Source organism: Candidatus Riesia pediculischaeffi (assembly GCF_002073895.1).
Lineage (GTDB): Bacteria > Pseudomonadota > Gammaproteobacteria > Enterobacterales > Enterobacteriaceae > Riesia > Riesia pediculischaeffi.
The window spans coordinates 104,629-124,782 of the sequence record NZ_CP012839.1; the positions used below are offsets into that span (position 1 = coordinate 104,629).

Consider the following 20,154-nt stretch of genomic DNA (forward strand, 5'->3'; position numbering starts at 1 on the left):
ATAATGTTTCAAACAACATTAAAAAAGATATCATCTATTGTTTCTGGAAGATTATATAAAATTTCTGATTCTCATGCAAACACATTGATGATTCAAAAAGTTTCCACGGATAGCAGAGATAATAAACGTGATTCCATCTTTATCGCCATCAAAGGAAAAATCTTTGATGGACATTGCTTTGCCGAAGAGGCTGTTAAGAAAGGATCTTTAGCGATCTTATCGGAATCACTTTTACCGATCAATAAACCACAGATTATAGTTAAAAGTACGATCCATGCAATCGAGAGGATAGCTCATTGGATAAGGAAAAAAAGCCGAGCTAAATTTATTGCAATTACAGGTTCTTCCGGAAAAACTTCCGTTAAAGAAATGACAACTTGTATCCTTGCAAAATTAGGTTTAACGATTTCTACAAAAGAAAACTACAACAATAACCTTGGAGTTTTACTAACATTATTACGTGTAAGTGAACTACATCGATACGTAGTAATAGAAATAGGAGCTAGTAAATTTAAAGAAATTCAGTATTCCAGCTCGATCTCCAATCCGGATGTTGCGTTGATTAACAACCTATTCGCTGCTCATTTAGAAGGATTCGAATCTTTTTCAAAGTTATCCAAAGAGAAATCAGAAATACTTCATGGTCTATCGAAATTCGGTACGGCAATTATTAATTTAGATAACAATGATATTAAAAATTGGAAAAATATTCTGAAAGATCTTTACAGAATACGATTTTTTTCTTTAAAAAAGAAGGGATACTCTCATTTCTATGCTACAGATATTTATCATAGGAAATTTTTTACACAATTTAACATTCATACGCCGTTTGGAACTGCTAAAATTTCAAACTTTTTGATGGGTCTACATAGCGTTTCTAACGCATTAGCCTCCGCAGCAATTTCGATATCTGTCGGAGCTAGCGTTAAACAGGTGGAACAAGGACTAAACAACTTCAAGCCCATACACGGAAGGATATATCCACTACATATATCTCCTAATAAGATCATACTGGATGATACGTACAACTCAAATTTTGGATCAATGATCGCAGCTATCGATGTTCTTTCAGAAATGACAGGATACAGGGTTCTAGTCGTCGGTGATATGTTAGAACTCGGTGGGTATTCATCATTTTATCATAAAAAAATTTCTAGAATAGTCCAACATAAGAAAATAAATAGAGTGATTAGTTTTGGAATAGAAAGTGTATTCATTAGTCGATCACATCCGAATGGAACGCACTTCTTTTCACAGGAGGAATTAATGAAAGAACTCGTTTCCTTGATCGTAACTCATGACGAAATATCAATGTTGATCAAAGGTTCAAGAAGAGCGAGGATGGAAAATATTATAAACGATATATGTAGGAGAGAATCTCTTTGATAATTCTATTTATAAACAAATTTCTTTTGGAAGATAAATATTCGAACCCTTTTTCTCAAATAATTCCTAAGATATTGGCAAGTTTCATCACATCAATATTGATCGTATTGTCGATTACTCCAGCTTTCATTAAAAAATTTCGATCTATGCAAGTTTTTCAGAAGATCAGAAAAGAAAATCCAAAATCCCATCTTAAAAAGAATGAGGTTCCCACCTTTGGTGGAGCATTAATCTTGTTCTCGATAATATTTTCAATATTACTTTGGTCAGATATCAACATCGAATATGTTAGATACATCTTATTCTCTTTAATTTCTTATGGAACGATTGGATTTATCGACGATTACAAGAAAATTGTTCATCAAGATCCAACAGGATTAAAGGCACGTTGGAAATATTTTTGGCAATCTTTCTCAGCTTTATTTATATTAATTATCTTGTATAAATCTGGAAATTTTCACAACAGTTCATTCGAACAAAGTAATACGATCGCCGATGTTGATGTTTTCATCTTTATAAAGTTAACCATTTCCTATCTTGCCATCGTCGGAATGAGCAATGCGGTCAACATAATGGACGGATTAGATGGGTTGGTTTTAATGCCAACAATCTTTGTTTGTATTTCCTTTGCAATAACATCAGTATTAAAAATACAAAATTTTACCTTTCAAAATCTTACGAATGCAAAGTTACTTATAATCAGTAATTATTCTGAAATAACAATCATATGTTTTTCTATGATTGGCTCATGTATTGGATTCTTATGGTTCAACAGTTATCCGGCAAAATTATTTATGGGAGATATAGGATCTTTATCTTTAGGTGGAACTATAGGGTTGATTTCTGTTCTACTTGAACAAGAGTTGGATTTGTTGATTATTGGAGGAATTTTTGTGATAGAAATCGTTTCAGTTATCTTACAGGTATTTCATATTAAATTTTTTCACAAAAGATTGTATTTAATGGCTCCTATACACCATCATTATGAACTATTAGATCATTCTGAACCAAAAATTGTTTTCAAATTTTGGATTATGTCTTTAGCATTCACCATTCTTGGATCTTTGATAGCATGGCGAATTATTTAGGTAAAAAAATTGTCATTGTAGGATTGGGAAAAACTGGTTTATCTTGTGTTAATTTTTTCATTTCTAAAAAAATATTTCCAAAAGTTATCGATACCCACAATTCTCCTACTTTAAAATCGTTTATTCCAAAAGGTATTTCTTGTCATTTTGGAAGTTGGAATCAGGAATGGATTATCAGTTCTGATCTAATCATCTTAAGCCCAGGAGTGGATCGATTTCAAACAGAGATACAACTGGCATATAAAAAAGGAATTGAAATAATAGGAGATGTAGAACTTTTCTGTAGAGAACTTAAAAAAGATAAGAAGATTATTTCTATTACAGGATCAAATGGAAAGAGTACAACGACCTGTCTGTTGATGGAAATAGCTAGAAAGGCCGGTTTAAAGGTTGGAGTCGGTGGAAATATAGGAAATCCCGTTTTAGATTTGCTACGTTATGATTACGACGTGTACATTCTAGAGTTATCTAGCTTTCAGCTAGAAACCACAAACACCCTTCAATCTTATGGAGCCGTTATACTGAACGTTTCTGAAAATCATATGGATCGATATCCTCTCGGAATGGATCAGTACATTTCAGCTAAGCTTAAAATTTACGAATTCGCAAAGATATGTGTAGTTAATGTCATGGACAGTACAATATGGCCGATACACAGAGAATCGCACAACAGAGATTATTTAAGCTTCGGAATGAATTCTGGAATTTACAGTTTGAATACAAGGAAAAACATAATTCAAAGATATGGAGAGACGTTGATTCATACGAAGTCTATCAAGATCTCTGGAACACATAACTACTTTAATTTTTTAGCTGCGTTATGTTTGGCAGAGATCATTAATATCCCGATACGTACTAGTATTTCTGTGATATCTAAATATCGAGGTCTGCCACACAGATTGCAGGTAATTCATAAAAAAGATGGGGTAACATGGATAAACGATTCTAAATCGACTAATATAAACAGCACAATTGCTGCGATAAAAAGTATAGAGAAAGCGAGAAAAATACACTTACTGCTAGGTGGGGACAGGAAGATGTCTAAACTATCCCCTTTAAAAAGATTTATATGTTTTAGAGAAGATATACAAATTTACTGTTTTGGAAAAGATAAGTTAAAATTTGGAAAATTGAAGGATAACAGTATTGTGTTAGATACGTTGAAACAATGTGTGTTGAAAGTTTTAGAGATTTCAAAGAACGGAGATGTAGTGTTACTATCTCCAGCTTGTTCCAGCTTAGATCAATTTCTTAATTTTGAACATCGAGGAGAAATTTTTACTAAAATGGTCAAAAATTTTTGTTCTTAATCAATAACAAATGAACTTCATGAAAAGATCTTACTACAATCGTTCTTTACTTTTGGTGACGATGATCTTATTAATTTTTAGCATCGTGATGGTAGGATCTTCTTCTGTAAACATCAGCGACAGAGTGAACAAAGACTATTTATATTTTTTTAAAAAAAACGTTATTCACTCTATTGTATGCATCATAACGATGATATGTGTATCGAATGTACCAATTTATAAGTGGAAAAAATATAAAGGTAAGCTAATTATATTCTCCATAACATTATTATTTTTATCGAACCACTTTGGTATTGTTTCGCACGGAGCGAGGAGGTGGATTAACATTAAAATTGTCAACGTTCAACCGTCCGAACTGATTAAAATAACTTTCTCTTTTTATCTTTCTGAATACCTATCTAAGAAATATAAGCAGATCTTTTCAACCATATCATTCATCTTTATCCTTTTTATCATATCAAATTTTTTATTATCACAACCGGACTTTGGAACCTTAGCAATATTGTGTTTATCTTCCTTGTTTCTATTTTTGTTGATCGGTAAAAGGATCGTGTTGATCGTAATTGGAAACGCTCTCCTGATAATAGCTTTTTTTATTTCGATATATTTTCACCCATATCGTGTAAAAAGAATTACATCTCTTTTAGATCCATGGTCGAACTATCTAGGAAGCGGATATCAACTTGTACATTCTATGATTTCTCTCGGAATAGGTGGTTTTTTTGGAAAAGGTGTTGGAAACTCAATACAAAAATTAACTTTTCTTCCAGAACCTCATACTGATTTTATCATATCCATCATAGGAGAAGAGTTAGGATATTTTGGAATCGTGATGGTCACCATATCGCTATTCTTCATATTCTTTCAAGGTATGAAAATCAATCGGAAGAAATGCTTTACAAGATTCGCAGTACTTCCCTGGATACCTAGCATATTTTATCAGCTTGCTTATTATCGTACAGTCCATTATTAACATAGGCTCAGCTGTTGGTATACTTCCGATAAAGGGTACAACTTTACCAATAATTAGTTACGGAGGATCTAGTAAATTAGCAACGTGTACTAAAATTGCCGTGTTATTGAGGATAGATTTTGAAACTAAGATGAGAAAAATTCAAGCGTTTAAGAGATGATATGAAGCAAGATATTCAAAAAATAGCTATTTTAGCCGGTGGAACAGGAGGGCACATCTTTCCAGGGATAACGATCGCAAAACTCTTTAAAAAGATGAAGTGGAAAGTAATATGGATAGGATCAAATGGAGGAATGGAAAGAAATATTGTCCCAAAATATGGAATTATTTTAGAAACTATAGAAATCTCCGGGTTAAAAAGAAGAAATTTTTTTCAATATTTCAAAAAGATCTTCGAATTACCTTTTGCGATAATACAATCCATTAGAATAGTTCGAAGATATAGACCTGACGTTGCAATTGGATTGGGAGGATACGTCTCTGGACCGAGTGGATTAGCTTCTTGGATATGTAAGGTTCCGATAGTCGTACATGAACAGAACAAGGTAGCTGGATTAACGAACAGATTATTGTCTAAAATATCTTCTGAAACTCTACAAGCGTATCCTAATACCTTACATGGAGCCCGAACTGTAGGAAATCCGATTCGAGAGGATATATTATCGATTTCAAAAGCAAAGCATAGAATTTGTAAAAGAGTCGGAAGAATTCGCTTGTTAATTATCGGAGGTAGTCAGGGTTCAGAAATATTCAATAAAAGTATACCAAAGGTAGCTTCAAAAATTTCTGATAAGATTCTAATCTTTCATCAAACAGGAATAGGAAAAAAATATTTCACTATTGAAATGTATAAAAAATTACGTATCAGAAGATATTGTTATAAGGTTACAGAATTCATAAACGATGTTGCTTCTGCTTACCGTTGGGCCGATATACTTATCAGTAGATCCGGAGCTATGACGGTAAGCGAAGTAGATTCGATAGGATTGCCAACTATTTTTGTTCCTTATCAACATGCAGATAATCAACAACTCTTCAATGCTGAACCTTTGAAGGAATCCGGACTCATCAAGATTATCGAACAATCCAAAAATCTTTCTGAAAAATTAATTGAACAGATAGAAAGATGGAATCGTGATGAAATATCGAAAATATCTCAAAAATTTAAGAGCGTTCTATCGGTAAAATATTCGAAGGAAATGATCGTAAAGAATTTGATAGAAGTATCGAAAAGAAATGAAATTTGATATGTTGTGTACTGATAATTCACGTTTTAAAAGAAATGAACTTAAAAAAGTACTGTTCAAGAAACGTCCCTTCGAGATTACCATTCATTTCGTCGGAATCGGAGGAATCGGAATGGGAGGTTTGGCGAAGATTCTTACTCAATCCGGATATACAATACATGGATCTGATCTTTCTCAAAATCGAATAACAAATGAATTAACTTTAATGGGTGTGAAGATAAACTTTTTTCATAGTTCAAAAAATGTTATCGGATCTGATATGATCGTCGTATCTTCTGCCATTTCACACAATAACGTTGAAATAATCGAAGCAAAAAAGTCCGGTATTCCAATTTTTCATAGGATCGAACTTTTATCAGAAATAATACAGCATCGTTTCAACATAGTCGTGACTGGAACTCATGGAAAAACTACGACAACTTCTATAATCACAGAGATGTTCATAGATTCTAAATTTTATCCGAACTACATAATTGGAGGTTTTTCAAAATCTCTGAATACGGTATCGAATTGGAAGATAGATAGCAAAATATCGATCTTAGAATTGGATGAAAGCGATCCTATTTTTATAAGTTTAAAAAACATCTCCATCTTAGTGATAACCAATTTAGAATCAGATCATATAAACAACTATAATAATGATCTCAATACCTTCAAAAATACTTTCTTGAAATTTTTTGAACAATTACCCGATCACACTAAGGTGATATTGTGCATAGAAAGTCCCATCATACGATCCATCGTTCGAAAAATAAATCGTAAAATTATAACATATGGTTTAAGAGAAGAAGCTCATTTTAGAATCCTGTCTTATAAACAAAAAAAAAATCGATGTTACTTTACCATTTCAGATCAACTACGATCTATATCTTCATTTCGTATGAGCGTTCCAGGATTACATAATGTTCTGAACGCAACTCCATCCATCATATTAGGTAGAATCTTTCGAATGAGAGAAAAAAATATAAAAAAATCTATAGAGGGTTTTCAGGGTGTACAAAACAGGATGGACTTTTTAGGAAACTTCGTTATTAAGAACAAATACGGAAACTTCTGTAAGTTCTCTTTAATCATCGACCATGGTCATCATCCTAACGAAATTCAAAACACCATTCATACGATAAGATTAGGATGGAAAAGTAACAGGATAATAATGATCTTTCAACCTCATCGATATACCAGGTTTCAAAAATTTTACAATTATTTCTTAAGTGTTTTAAAAAAAGTAGACCTGTTGTTAGTTACTGACGTATATCCTTCTGGAGAAAAAAATGTCGCTAAATTTAGTATTAGATCATTCTACAAAGAGATGAAAGATAGAAAAAAAATCGTCATTCCTTTTTTCGATCATAATCAACTAATCGGCATTTTGAAAAAAATCGTTCAAGATAGGGATATCATCTTGATACAAAGTGCCTCTGAAAATACTTGTAAAAAATATGTAAAATTGTTGAAAAAGGTCTCATGTTTAGAAAATTGTTAATATGGAACATCATAACTCACAAAAAATTGCGGTTCTATTTGGCGGAAATTCCAACGAAAGATCGGTTTCTTTGAAATCTGGTAGAAACATAGCAAGGTCTTTAAAGAGCATCGGAATTCAAGTAGATCTGATCGATACCAAGCGTGATTTCGATATGAAAAAGATAGCTTCGATGAAATATAAGAAGATCTTCATTGCTCTTCACGGAAGAGATGGAGAAGACGGAACGATTCAAAAACAACTAGAGAGAGCTAACATAGCTTATACAGGAAATGGGGTATTTTCTTCTTCTATATCGATGAACAAAATCCTATCTAAAAAAATATGGAATTCTTCAAATCTTCCAATAGCTCCTTTCTTATACATTAGTAAGAAATTCTTTTTTACAGAATCTGAGACGATAACATCGTCTCTTATCAAAAAAATTAGGTTTCCTATGATAATCAAGCCGAACTCAGAAGGTTCTAGTATAGGAATCAATGTAGTACGTTCCTCTAAAGAAATCGAAAAATCTATGATGAAAGCTTTCGAATACGATCATTATGTGATGATAGAGAAGTATCTGAGTGGATCGGAATACACGATATCGATCTTAAATCCATCTCATATGTTGCCTTCGATCAAGATCCATTTGCATGAAGATGAATTGTATTCTCACCACAAAAAATATTTTGATAAGGACACAAGATATCTCTGTCCAAGTGGTTTAAGTGAATCTAAAGAACATCTGATGAATAAAATTGCACTGACCGCCTATCGTTCGATAGGATGTACTGGATTAGCAAGGGTAGATATTAGACAAAATCAGAACGGAGATTTCTGTTTGTTAGAAATCAATACTGTTCCAGGTATGACGAATCGAAGCTTGGTCAAAATTTCCGCCGAGCAAGGAGGAATGTCTTTTGTAGAGCTTATCAAAACAGTTCTTGCGCAAGATGCATAGCAGACATTGTTATATCTATTTTGTAAACCGTTTCATCGATTGATCCTGTAAAAAAAGTTTCTTTCGTGAATGATCTCATCCCAGATATATTCACGTTGGAATCGCATTGTTAATTTTAAATATTTCAATGTAATATGTTTGAAACATGCATAAAATGTTGAACGTGTTAAAAATCATATGAAGGATCTTGAAAGATTATATAAAATATAAAATTTTCCAAAATCGTATGGATTCAAAACATCTCGGTTCTAAAAGTAAGATTTTTTCATCGAAAGCGATCGCGGTCATGTGAGATTCATCGTAAGTATTTTTCGTATCGTACATTTTTATATGTTTGGGTATTTAACATTCGTAAGCAATTAAGTAACAGAGGGCGATGTAATGATCTTGAATTAACCTACCTCACAACTTTCTTTACAAGAAAATCGATAAAACATCTAAATATATGCGTAACGTGAGAACAGAATAATTGATCAATGATCGTAAAACTTTATAGTGTATTCAAATCTTAAAACACATGTAATATGGCAAAAATATCGGAAAAAAAATTGATAGTTGGGTTAGAAATTGGAACCTACAAAGTATCTTCCATAGTTGGGGAAATACTTCAAGATGGGACCATCAACGTCATAGGGGTTGGGCACGTTCAATCTCAAGGAATGAACAAGGGACATATAAACAATTTAGAATCAGTCGTACGATGCGTACGACAAGTTATTGAACAAGCCGAAATAATGGCTGATTGTCAAATATCTTCCGTATATTTAGCACTGTCAGGAAAACATATAAACTGTCAGAATGAGATCATCGGAATTGTTCCCATTCTTTCGAAAGAAGAGGTGACACAAGAAGATGTAAACAATGTCGTTCATACAGCTAAATCTGTTCGAATAAGGGACAAATATGAAATTCTTCATGTCATTCCACAGGAATACTCGATCGATCATCAAGATGGAATCAGAAATCCAATAGGACTATCTGGCGTAAGGATACAAGCTAGTGTACATATCATCACATGTCATGGAGACATGGCAAAAAACTTGATCAAAGCGGTAGAAAGATGCGGAATCAAAGTAGATCAACTGATATTCTCAGGTTTAGCTTCCAGTTATTCGGTGTTGACAGATGAAGAAAGGGAACTCGGAGTGTGCATGATCGATATTGGCGGTGGAACGATGGATGTTGCTATTTATTCCGAAGGTTCTTTGAGACATACTAAGGTTATACCATATGCTGGAAATATAGTAACTAGCGATATAGCATATATATTCGGGACATTGATGCACGATGCTGAAATAATGAAAAAAAAATATGGGTGTGCGTACAGCGATCTTGTTGATAGAGAGGAGAAAGTGGAAATACCCGAAAATATCTCTGGAAAATCGACAAAAGTTTTGAAACGTTATTCGCTATCTAAAGTGATAGAACCGAGATATATGGAACTGTTAGGTCTGGTAAATTCAGAAATCCTATGGTTACAAAATCAATTTCGTCCTCATTCGAACAAAAGAAATATAATTAAATCTGGTATTGTTTTGACAGGTGGAGGTTCTAAAATAGAAGGTATAGTCGAATGTGCTAAGAAGGTATTCAACACAACCCAAGTTAGAATTGGCAAACCGTTAAACGTAACAGGATCGATCAAATATGCAGAAGAGTCGAATTATTCTACAGTGATTGGTTTGTTACACTACGGAAAGTATATTTTTCTGAGAAACGAATCACGATCTACAAAAAAAAACTTGGTAAATACATGGTTCAATAAACTTATCAATTGGATTAAAAAAGAAATTTAATCATAAATAGGTCACAAATAGGAACGGAGAGAATCATGATCGAATCAATTGAATCAATCAACGACGCAATCATCAAAGTTATCGGTGTTGGTGGAGGTGGAGGAAACGCTGTTGAACATATGGCGAGGGAGAGAATAGAAGGGGTCGAATTCTTTTCAATCAATACCGATGCTCAAGCTCTTAGAAAAACATCGATCGGACGAACGGTACAGATTGGAAACAATCTCACAAAAGGATTAGGTGCAGGATCTAATCCTGAAATCGGGAAACAAGCCGCAGAAGAAGATAGGGATTCGATAAAAAGTATTCTGGAAGGGGCAGATATGATTTTTATCGCTTCCGGGATGGGCGGAGGAACTGGCACGGGAGCTGCACCGGTGATAGCGGAAATCGCGAGGGAGCTAAATATTTTAACTGTCGCGGTTGTGACAAAACCCTTTGGGTTCGAAGGAAAAAAACGTATGTCCTTCGCAGAAGGAGGAATTTCAGAACTCTCTAAGCAAGTCGATTCTTTGATAACGTTGCCGAACGATAAACTATTGAAGACGCTTGAAAGAGGAATTTCTTTGTTGGATGCTTTCAGTGCAGCCAATGATGTTTTAAAGAGTGCTGTGCAAGGTATCGCAGAACTGATCACTAGACCTGGTCTTATGAATGTAGATTTTGCCGATGTTAGAACAGTGATGTCTGAAATGGGGAACGCTATGATGGGATCTGGATCTGCAAGAGGAGAGGATAGGGCAGAAGAAGCATCCGAAATAGCTATCTCTAGTCCACTTCTAGAAGATGTTGACTTATCCGGAGCTCGGGGAGTTCTGGTCAATATCAACGCTGGTTTTAACCTGAGGTTAGATGAGTTTGAAACAGTAGGCAATGCGGTACGATCCTTTTCTTCTGACAACGCTACGGTGATTATCGGAACCTCCCTAGATCCAGAAATGAATGATGAATTAAGAGTTACGGTAGTTGCTACTGGTATTGGAACCGATTCTCATAAAGGTACGAAAAATACCATCATCAACCAGGAAAAAGATATCTCTTCAAAGTTCATCTCGGAAAAAGATTATCGTCACGTTAAACGTTCTTCTTCAGAAGAAGATGATATCTTTGAAGATCTTGGTCCGTTGAATACGGATGATAAAAAACATGTTTCAGATGATAGGAAAAATTATCTGGAGATTCCGACATTTTTGAGAAAACAGTAGAGTTGTATGAAGCGTCTGAGGTTATATCAACGTGATACTTCTAAGAGGGAAGCAAAAAAAATAATATCCATTTTTTTTGATGGTAATAAGAATAATTCTGTTCCATCGAAAGTTGTTTAGAATATCATGGCTCTCCATTTTCGAATAGATGTTCACTTTAAAGTTTTCATTTCAAATGATTAAATATTTCGCAAGAGATTGTTATGTTTGAGCGATAATATTGGTGAAATGATAGGTAAAATGTTCATTTGGAAACTGATCCGTTAAAAACTCTAAAAGTTTTTAAAAGAATGACTCGAAATATAGGAAACATATGAAGGAATGTTAAAATGGATAGATTGTACCTTCCACTACTTTCACCGAATAAGCGGAAACAATCGGGAGTTGTCAAAACATAAAAGTTAGATCCCTGTTTTAAAACTCATCAAAGATACCTTTCAAAAAAACAATGGACACTACAGTGATCTTCTTTAGAGGGATGCTCATTTCAGTAACATCTTCTTAACTTGAATATTGACAACATTTCATGAGCAGAATAGACACTGGAAAGTAAATGAATCGTTTAAAAGATCATTTTTTGGTATCACGATGTACAATACTTTAAACATATCCTAAAAAATTAAAAACAGCTAAATACTAAAACATCTTTAGATCGATTTTTACAAATCCATGAACCATACTGTATCAGGATGTTAACCTTCTGTACTAATGTCAAAAAATATAGAACGGAGGAGAAGAGATTCGAACTCTTGAACAGTTGTCCACTGTTGACGGTTTTCAAGACCGTTGCCTTAATCCTCTCGGCCACTCCTCCATGAAATATCTGAAAAATTTTTATACAATTGACAACATGCTCCTCTTAATTTAACATAAATTTTAAATATTTTTAATGAATATTAAAAATAATTTTATCGTTCTTGATAAGATGTGTTATGAAAGGATCTAAAGAAGAAATGTATGAAAAAGATGAAGACGGATTCATGAAAAGGCATCAATCTTGGAATGAATCAATTGCTGTTGAGTTAGCTAGAATAGAAAAGATCGATCTGACCAAAGATCATTGGAAAATAATCTATCTGATACGAAATTTTTATCTAAATTTCGGTATTTTCCCGAAAATGAGGGACATCAGAGAACTTTCATATAAAACATATGGAGATCGAATAAGCAGTAAAAAATTGTATCGATTATTTCCGAGTAATCCTATTCTTCAAGCTGCTAAACTTGCAGGTTTACCGAAACCGATGGTTTGTATTTAATCAGGTATCTTAAGTTTTTTAAAATGACGATATGGATGATCTTGAATGCCATGATTTATCTGATACAAGTATCGAATAATTAATACACCTTTGCAAAAATTTTTCAATCTTATACGTCGAATAATCGATACCGTTTATTTTTGATGAAGTTGCACGATTGAAATGAAATTCTTCAACTTTTAAAATAAACGAAGTGAAAGTTTAAACGAAGATGTTCTATGATCTGGTATTCTAAGTTCCCTTTAATCAAAAAAATACGATCGATGGAGATTGTCTAATTAAATCATGATTATTTCTAAGTTGTTCTTAAAAATTATCAAGGATCTTTAAAGTTGTGCAAATTGTAAAGTTCGTCGATTTTTTTCGAAGAGAACTGTGTAATTAATCTTAACGATGAATTTATATGGATAATTGTAAATCCTGTTATGATAGAAAAGATCTAGAAAATTCTGGAATCGGAAAGCTGTTTGGAAGTGGTAGTCCTCCGCTTCCTGTAGGAAACATGTTGATGATTGATAAAATCGTCAAGATAGACAAAAGTAAGGGGTATTTTAACAAAGGATTTATACAGGCAGAATTGATTGTACGACCGAAACTTTGGTTTTTTAAGTGTCATTTTCTGAATGACCCAGTGATGCCGGGTTGCTTAGGACTAGATGCCATGTGGCAGTTGATAGGATTTTATCTCGGTTGGATAGGAGAGAAAGGGAAGGGAAGAGCTCTTGGGGTAGGAGAAGTAAAATTTACGGGACAAGTTCTTCCAACTTCTAAAAAAGTAAGTTACTTTGTTCATCTGAAGAGGATCATCAGAAGAAAACTTATTGTTGGAATCGCGAACGGAGAAGTAATGGTGGACAATCATTTGATATATTTTGCAAAGGATCTAAAGGTAGGGTTGTTTCAAAAATTTGATCAATTCAAAGGTTGATTAATTCCTCGATCTTAATTGACCTTAAGGATAAGGTTTAATATAAATTCTTATATCCTCAAATATCTGTTTCGTAAGTGAAAGAGTTTAGTTGAAACTTGCATCCGTCAAAAAAAAAAGTAAATTCTATCAGAATGCGAAGGTTCATCTCAATGGGATTACATTATCCTGTCATACTCAGTTGATATTGTTAAAAATATTGAAACCGAAAACTAATTACGAAATGTAGGTCATGATGAACCTGTGAATATGGAAGATTCTCATAGTTTCCTATAACTGATCTGAGATAGCGTTGTTCCGCGTTGTAATATCGATCTGTATTAGTAGGAACTTTAAAGTTCGATATAAAATGAACGAATCATCAAAAATATAACGGTTCAACCTTATGACCTTTTTTTTAAAAATATTGTCATTAAATTAAGTTCACAATCATGATTTTATACAATCATGGACGATGAGTCACTCATCTCTTAGTTGATGTCATGATGTATCTTACGGACGTGCTAATATGTTCACCAAATAAGACTTGCGAAAATTTCATCGAGTGATTAGTTTTCCATCGAGATTCTCCACAGATATTTAAAAATATGGATCAAAACTTCGAAATGAAGCATGAGAATCTTCAATTTCATCGGTTTATATCTGAAATAATCACAAAATAAAATTCAATCTTCACAATTACTTAAGAAAATATATCAATCTGTTCACGTAGTTCTTCGAAGAATTTACCGATAGGTATTCACGACAAACTTGTGCTCATTAATCAAATACAATATCCATTTCAATCAAATATCACATTCATCACAAGTACTTTTAAATAATAAATACGATTTTTTTTTGTAAAACGATGTAAAATATATCAAAAAAAAGAATTGATACCTCTTCTTGCTTAGTTATGACCAAAAAGTACTTTAGTAAAAAAAATAAATTGAACAATTGGCAGGATCAAAAAATGATTGGAATCAAGACTCCTCCTTATTCACTAGAAGCGGAACAATCTGTTCTAGGAGGTTTAATGATCGATAATGAAAAATGGGAACAAATATCGGAAAATTTAAGTAAAAAAGATTTTTTTAGCGATTCTCACAGAATCATATTTTCTGAAATGCAATCTCTTTTTGAGAAAAGAAGTCCGATCGATCTAATTACTTTATCCGAATCATTAAATCAAAAAGAAAACCTTGGAAAAGTAGGAGGATTCGCATATCTTGCAGAACTCGCTAAAAATATTCCAAGCGTCGCTAACATTAATGCGTATGCTAACATCATTCGAGAAAGAGCGATTATCAGAGAAATGATTGAAGTTGCTAATGAAATAGCAGATGCCGGATACGATCCAAGGGGAAGAACAAGTCAAGAATTAATAGATTTAGCAGAATCATTAATTTTTCAAATTTCTGAAGTACGGTCGAAACAAGGGAGGGGTCCTAAGAGGATTGAAGAAATCCTTTCAGAAACAGTTCAAAAAATAGAAAAATTGTATCAAAAACCGTGTAGTAACTTGACTGGGATATCTACCGGTTACAAGGATCTGGACGATAAAACATCTGGATTACAAGATTCTGATTTAATCATCATAGCCGCTCGTCCATCCATGGGGAAAACAACCTTTGCGATGAATTTATGTGAACACGTCGCCATGAGGGAGGAGAAACCCGTACTTATATTCAGCCTTGAAATGCCCGCTCATCAAATCATGATCAGAATGTTGTCATCTCTCTCGAGAGTTGAGCAGACGAGAATACGTACTGGAATGTTGAAAGATCAAGATTGGTCCAGAATTTCTAGTACAATAAGATCATTAATTGAAAAAAATAATATATACATTGATGATTCTTCCAGCCTTACGCCGACTGAAGTAAGATCGCGAGCGAGAAGAATTTACAGAGAGCATAGCGGTTTAAGTTTGATAATGGTGGATTACTTACAGCTAATGAAAGTTCCTTCTATGTACGAAAATAGAGCCCTAGAAATCGCTGAAATTTCCCGATCCTTGAAATCTTTGGCCAAAGAGCTAAAAATTCCAATCATAGCTTTGTCTCAACTAAACAGGAGTTTAGAACAAAGGGCAGACAAAAAACCAGTTAATTCTGATCTCAGAGAATCTGGATCCATCGAACAAGATGCTGATCTTATCATGTTCATCTATAGAGATGAAGTTTATAATGATAACTCGGATCTTAAAGGGATAGCAGAAATCATAATAAGCAAACAAAGGAACGGTCCGATCGGAAAGATACGCCTGACGTTTAACGGACAATGGTCAAGATTCGATAATTATTCAGATATGAATACATCTTGCTATGAATGAAAAAGTTCATATGACGACAGCGTTAATTCAAAGGGATGCGTTACTTCATAACATTGATAAGATCAAGAAACTAACTAATAACAGTCATATTATCGCTATAATAAAATCCAACGCATATGGACATGGTATGCGAGATGTCGCGAAAATATTGGAAGATTCTGTAGATTATTTTGGAGTATCCAATGTTGAAGAAGCTCATACGATTTTTTTGGAAGGAGTCAAAAGACCAACTATTTCATTGTCCGGTTTTTACAGTCACAAAGAGCTAAATCTAGCTAGTCGAATTCGATTAGAATGTGTGGTTCATAACCATGAACAAGTAGACATTTTAGAAAAATGTCAGATCAGATCCCCAATAAGAGTATGGATGAAAATTGATACTGGAATGAATAGGTTAGGATTCTCTTTAAATCGAGCTACAAAGATATATAATAGGTTAAACGAATGTAAAAATATCGTAAAACCGATTAACATAATGAGTCATTTCAGCAGCGCTAACAATCATGAGTTTCGATTTCATCTTTTTACTAGATTTCAACTTAATCGATTTAAAAGATTTATAATTGGAAAAGAGGGAAGGAGTTCGATAGCAGCATCCTCAGGGATACTGTTCTGGCCATCCTCCCACTTAAGATGTGTACGTTCTGGAATCGTCATGTACGGGATATCTCCTGAGATTGGAAAAGAAGGAAGTGATTTCGGATTAGTTCCAGCGATGACTTTAAAATCAAGGTTGATATTCATTCGTCAATTTAATTTCGGTCAAAAAATAGGTTATGAACAAAGTTGGATTATCGAAAAAAAAACTTACATCGGTATAGTCTCAATAGGATATGGAGATGGTTATCATAATTGTCATTCGAAAGAATCTTGGGTTTTCATAAACGGAAGAAAAGTTCCCGTAGTAGGTCCAATACTGATGGATATGATTTTTGTTGATCTTGGAGAAAAACCTCATGATCAAATAGGAGATGAAGTGATCATATGGGGTAAGGATCTTCCTATAGAAAAAGCATTTAACGGTCATGAGGTTTCTTGTCTGTATCGATCACTTTCTCAACTGACTTCTCGTGTGAAACGAAGATATATCTAATTCTCTACGAAAACTTCATAATCTTTTTGTACCATCGCCGTCTTTTTGTTATTTTATAAAATGTCCTTGAATGTATTTGGAATACGATAATTTTTATTGTTCTAAATTGATCTGATGGAATTTATGTGGTTTTGTATTTTAGAAAACTGAAAAATTTCGTGTTGAATGAAGAGATGAAGATAACTTGCAGATCGATTTATTGCGTTAAAAATCAGTTTTTGATCTTTTTTATTCGGAACACCTAACACAAAATCAGAAATTTTCTCATTTTTTCTTGGTCTTCCAACGCCAATCCTTAATCGATAAAAATTTGAACTCTTTAGATTTTCTTCAGTATCTAATACTCCTTTATGACCGTTGTGACCTCCTCCAATCTTAATTTTAGATGATCCTACGGGAATATCTAACTCATCATGAACAATTAAAATTTCCTTGGGATGAATGTGATAAAATCTAGATAATCGTGATATGGCCATACCATTACAATTCATATGAACGAACGGAATGAACAGAAAGATTCTCTCCTTCCCAAAACATAGGATATCAATCTTTCCAAGAAACCTATTATTCTTTTTTAAAGTATTTCCAAAATTTTTGGAAAAAAATTCAACAAACAAAGCTCCAACATTATGTCTCGTTCTAATATACTTCTTCTCCGGATTAGATAATCCTGCTATTAACCTTAACATCTTAATTTCTTATCAGAAACTGATTTTTAAAATAATTTGCATCGATGACAAAAGATCACTTGTGCTCAAAATAGTAGGAGTGTTTATTTAAAAAATTCACTTGTTAAACGTTTTTACCGAACAATACGATGCTTCATTGTTAATTTTTTTTATAGATTCAGCTAACATGAAGGACAAAGTTAAAGAACGAATTTTACCTAAACCATTAATTTTTTCTGAAACTGGGATGGTATCGCATACGACCATTTCATCTATGGATGATTTAGTAATATTTTTTAATGAATTTCCAGAAAATACAGGATGGGTGACATAAATAAAAATCTTGTATGCTCCATTTTTTTTCAATATTTCTGCCGCTTGACATAGTGTAGATCCAGTATCTACGATGTCATCGATTATTATACAATCTCTATTTTTAACATTTCCAATGATGTGAACCATCTCGGAAACATTTGCTCGGGATCTGATTTTATCAATAATTGCTATTTCCATGTTGTTCAAAAGTTTTGAAACCATTCTAGCTCGAAAAATTCCACCGATATCTGGGGAAACGATTATCGGATCATATAATTTTTTAGATTCAATATCTTTTAATATAACATCATTTCCAGATATATTCTCGATAGGTATATCAAAAAAACCTTGTATCTGATCTGTATGTAGATCAACTGTCAATATTTTACTTGTTCCAACGCAAGATAAGATATTAGCTACTATTTTTGCAGTTATCGGTGTTTTAGAAGATCCAACTCTTCTATCCTGTCTTGCATAACCGAAATATGGAATAACAGCAGTAATTCTTTTAGAAGAAGCTCGGTATAAAGCATCAATCATAAGTATCAATTCCATTAGATGATCGTTAGCTGGATAACAAGTAGATTGGATAATAAAAACATCTTTTCCACGAACACTTTCGTTAATTTGCACGTTGATTTCTCCATCACTAAATTTTCCAACACTCGCATCTCCGAGATTAGTATGAAGATGTTTAGAAATATTTTTCGACAGCTTTATCACAGAATTTCCAGAAAAAATTTTTATGTTCATTGTGTATACAATTATTCCTAATATTAGAATTTTGTTTATATTACTCTTTTTTTAAATGAATATAATGGAGAACTATTAACCCCTTTAGCTATAAAGCATCGCATCCATTTCGGAGTTTTTTTTAATATCTGCAATGCATTTGATTCCGAAGAAAACTTAACAAATATACAAGATCCTGTTCCTGTCATGATTGGACGTAAAGACCTTATTTTGAACCATTTTATACAATTTTTTACTTCTGGGAAAAGATCTTTGACGATCTTTTCCAAATCATTTTCATATCTTTTTTTTAACAGAATCGATTTTGGAAATCGATTAGTTCTTTTCTTTAAATTTAAACTTTTAAATACTTTTTTAGTAGATACAAAAACTTTAGGATATGCAATTAAATACCAACTTGATTTGATATGGATCGGGTAAAGATCGTGTCCAATATTCTCCCCGATGGATGTTGCTCCATTTATAAAAAACGGAACATCTGCTCCAAGATGACTAGAAATATCTAAAAGAATCTTTTTTGGTATCTTTGTATTCCAATGATAGTCTAATGCAATCAAGGTTGTGGCAGCATTAGAAGATCCTCCTCCTAATCCGGATCCAATTGGTAAAACCTTATTAACATAAATATCAGCTCCAAAATACCTTTTTTTAGGAAATTTGCTTATACAATATCTTTGCAATAACATCGCTGCTTTCGTAATTAAATTATTTTTTTTAAAATCTTCGAGATGAATGTTACTTGACAACCTAATTTTATTATCCTTTCTCTCTTTGACCTTAATCAAATCTCCGTAATTTAAAAAATGATATAAAGTTTGTATTTCGTGATATTCATCGGTTCTTTTTTTAATGATACGAAGAAATAAATTGATCTTAGCAGGGGATGGCCATAGTAACGTATTAATGAATTTAGTGGTCATATAATGAGGCTTATAAATCTATTTATATTGAAATCGTCTATAACATCAACAGTTAGCAAGATTATTCTATTGTGTCAGATGTGATTTTGTAAATGTGATAAACTACGTTATTTAAGAACGAGAATTTTATAGAATATTTAAAGATTTATCATTCTTATTTTATACAAGTTTCTTATGAAGAATCTCGAATTATCTGAAACATAAGCAAGATTATTTTAAAATAGATGAGGTGACGACAAAGATAAATTAAATCGTACATTCTCAGCGAGAGTACTGCAGATATTAAATAGAATTTCATTTTATATGATATCTTTTATTTTTCAATCTTATGAACGATGATTTCTATTTAAAACGAGTTTTTAAAAATAAACTTTTTTTAAAAATCTTTGGAAAAATCTTTGAATTGATGATGCAGTTATTATTTTTTTTAGAGATTTTATATTACAATAATACATCAAATCTTCAAAGAAAAAGAA

At 32.9% G+C, this 20,154-nt stretch carries 16 protein-coding genes, 1 tRNA gene and 1 pseudogene; 14 read left to right on the forward strand and 4 right to left on the reverse strand.

Annotated elements, in window-relative coordinates:
* Nucleotides 1-3: 3 nt before the first annotated feature.
* The 10 genes and pseudogenes from murF to ftsZ form a co-directional block, all read left to right on the forward strand.
* Nucleotides 4-1,386 carry a UDP-N-acetylmuramoyl-tripeptide--D-alanyl-D-alanine ligase gene (gene murF / locus AOQ87_RS00515; protein ID WP_080626467.1) on the forward strand — a complete coding sequence of 461 codons (1,383 nt, stop codon included), beginning with the start codon at nt 4-6 and terminating at the stop codon, nt 1,384-1,386.
* Complete coding sequence (gene mraY / locus AOQ87_RS00520) at nt 1,383-2,474, forward strand: phospho-N-acetylmuramoyl-pentapeptide-transferase (protein ID WP_080626468.1); 1,092 nt, start codon at nt 1,383-1,385, stop codon at nt 2,472-2,474. The genes murF and mraY overlap by 4 nt, the downstream gene beginning before the upstream one ends.
* Nucleotides 2,459-3,784 carry a UDP-N-acetylmuramoyl-L-alanine--D-glutamate ligase gene (gene murD / locus AOQ87_RS00525; RefSeq protein WP_039719543.1) on the forward strand — a complete coding sequence of 442 codons (1,326 nt, stop codon included), beginning with the start codon at nt 2,459-2,461 and terminating at the stop codon, nt 3,782-3,784. Before mraY ends, murD begins: the two co-directional genes overlap by 16 nt.
* A gap of 19 nt (nt 3,785-3,803) precedes the next feature.
* Nucleotides 3,804-4,757 carry an FtsW/RodA/SpoVE family cell cycle protein gene (locus AOQ87_RS00530; RefSeq protein WP_185751055.1) on the forward strand — a complete coding sequence of 318 codons (954 nt, stop codon included), beginning with the start codon at nt 3,804-3,806 and terminating at the stop codon, nt 4,755-4,757.
* On the forward strand, nt 4,729-4,917 hold the full coding sequence (locus AOQ87_RS02775) for an FtsW/RodA/SpoVE family cell cycle protein (RefSeq protein ID WP_420885221.1): 189 nt from the start codon (nt 4,729-4,731) through the stop codon (nt 4,915-4,917). The genes AOQ87_RS00530 and AOQ87_RS02775 overlap by 29 nt, the downstream gene beginning before the upstream one ends.
* A gap of 1 nt (nt 4,918) precedes the next feature.
* Nucleotides 4,919-6,004 carry an undecaprenyldiphospho-muramoylpentapeptide beta-N-acetylglucosaminyltransferase gene (gene murG / locus AOQ87_RS00540; protein WP_080626471.1) on the forward strand — a complete coding sequence of 362 codons (1,086 nt, stop codon included), beginning with the start codon at nt 4,919-4,921 and terminating at the stop codon, nt 6,002-6,004.
* Nucleotides 5,994-7,487, forward strand: coding sequence for a UDP-N-acetylmuramate--L-alanine ligase (murC, locus tag AOQ87_RS00545; RefSeq protein WP_080626472.1), 1,494 nt, complete (start codon nt 5,994-5,996; stop codon nt 7,485-7,487). The genes murG and murC overlap by 11 nt, the downstream gene beginning before the upstream one ends.
* Before the next feature lies 1 nt (nt 7,488).
* A complete protein-coding gene (locus AOQ87_RS00550) occupies nt 7,489-8,430 on the forward strand; it encodes a D-alanine--D-alanine ligase (RefSeq protein ID WP_039719541.1) in 942 nt (313 codons plus the stop codon).
* 524 nt (nt 8,431-8,954) lie between these two features.
* A complete protein-coding gene (gene ftsA / locus AOQ87_RS00555; RefSeq protein WP_080626473.1) occupies nt 8,955-10,226 on the forward strand; it encodes a cell division protein FtsA in 1,272 nt (423 codons plus the stop codon).
* Between the two features lie 35 nt (nt 10,227-10,261).
* Nucleotides 10,262-11,215: pseudogene (ftsZ, locus tag AOQ87_RS00560) on the forward strand (cell division protein FtsZ); the annotation flags it as partial.
* A gap of 942 nt (nt 11,216-12,157) precedes the next feature.
* Here ftsZ and AOQ87_RS00565 read toward each other — a convergent pair.
* A tRNA-Ser gene (locus tag AOQ87_RS00565) sits at nt 12,158-12,245 on the reverse strand.
* A 118-nt stretch (nt 12,246-12,363) separates the two neighbouring features.
* Between AOQ87_RS00565 and AOQ87_RS00570 the strand changes: the two genes are divergently transcribed.
* From AOQ87_RS00570 to alr, 4 genes are all read left to right on the forward strand, one after another.
* The gene (locus tag AOQ87_RS00570; RefSeq protein ID WP_039719538.1) at nt 12,364-12,690 is read left to right on the forward strand and encodes a TusE/DsrC/DsvC family sulfur relay protein; all 327 of its coding nucleotides are present in this window, start codon (nt 12,364-12,366) and stop codon (nt 12,688-12,690) included.
* Nucleotides 12,691-13,093: 403 nt separating this feature from the next.
* The gene (fabA, locus tag AOQ87_RS00575) at nt 13,094-13,618 is read left to right on the forward strand and encodes a bifunctional 3-hydroxydecanoyl-ACP dehydratase/trans-2-decenoyl-ACP isomerase (protein ID WP_039719537.1); all 525 of its coding nucleotides are present in this window, start codon (nt 13,094-13,096) and stop codon (nt 13,616-13,618) included.
* 895 nt (nt 13,619-14,513) lie between these two features.
* Nucleotides 14,514-15,929, forward strand: coding sequence for a replicative DNA helicase (gene dnaB / locus AOQ87_RS00580; RefSeq protein ID WP_039719536.1), 1,416 nt, complete (start codon nt 14,514-14,516; stop codon nt 15,927-15,929).
* Nucleotides 15,922-17,022 (forward strand): alanine racemase, encoded by a 1,101-nt coding sequence (gene alr / locus AOQ87_RS00585; RefSeq protein WP_080626474.1) that lies wholly within the window; start codon nt 15,922-15,924, stop codon nt 17,020-17,022. Before dnaB ends, alr begins: the two co-directional genes overlap by 8 nt.
* Nucleotides 17,023-17,123: 101 nt before the next feature.
* Here the strand turns inward: alr and pth are convergent, their stop codons facing one another.
* The 3 genes from pth to ispE all read right to left on the reverse strand — a co-directional run bounded on the left by pth (nt 17,124) and on the right by ispE (nt 19,678).
* Nucleotides 17,124-17,711 (reverse strand): aminoacyl-tRNA hydrolase, encoded by a 588-nt coding sequence (gene pth, locus AOQ87_RS00590; protein ID WP_080626475.1) that lies wholly within the window; start codon nt 17,709-17,711, stop codon nt 17,124-17,126.
* 96 nt (nt 17,712-17,807) lie between these two features.
* Nucleotides 17,808-18,758, reverse strand: a complete 951-nt coding sequence (locus tag AOQ87_RS00595; RefSeq protein WP_185751056.1) for a ribose-phosphate pyrophosphokinase — start codon at nt 18,756-18,758, stop codon at nt 17,808-17,810.
* Between the two features lie 35 nt (nt 18,759-18,793).
* Complete coding sequence (gene ispE / locus AOQ87_RS00600; RefSeq protein ID WP_080626476.1) at nt 18,794-19,678, reverse strand: 4-(cytidine 5'-diphospho)-2-C-methyl-D-erythritol kinase; 885 nt, start codon at nt 19,676-19,678, stop codon at nt 18,794-18,796.
* Nucleotides 19,679-20,154 lie beyond the last annotated feature (476 nt).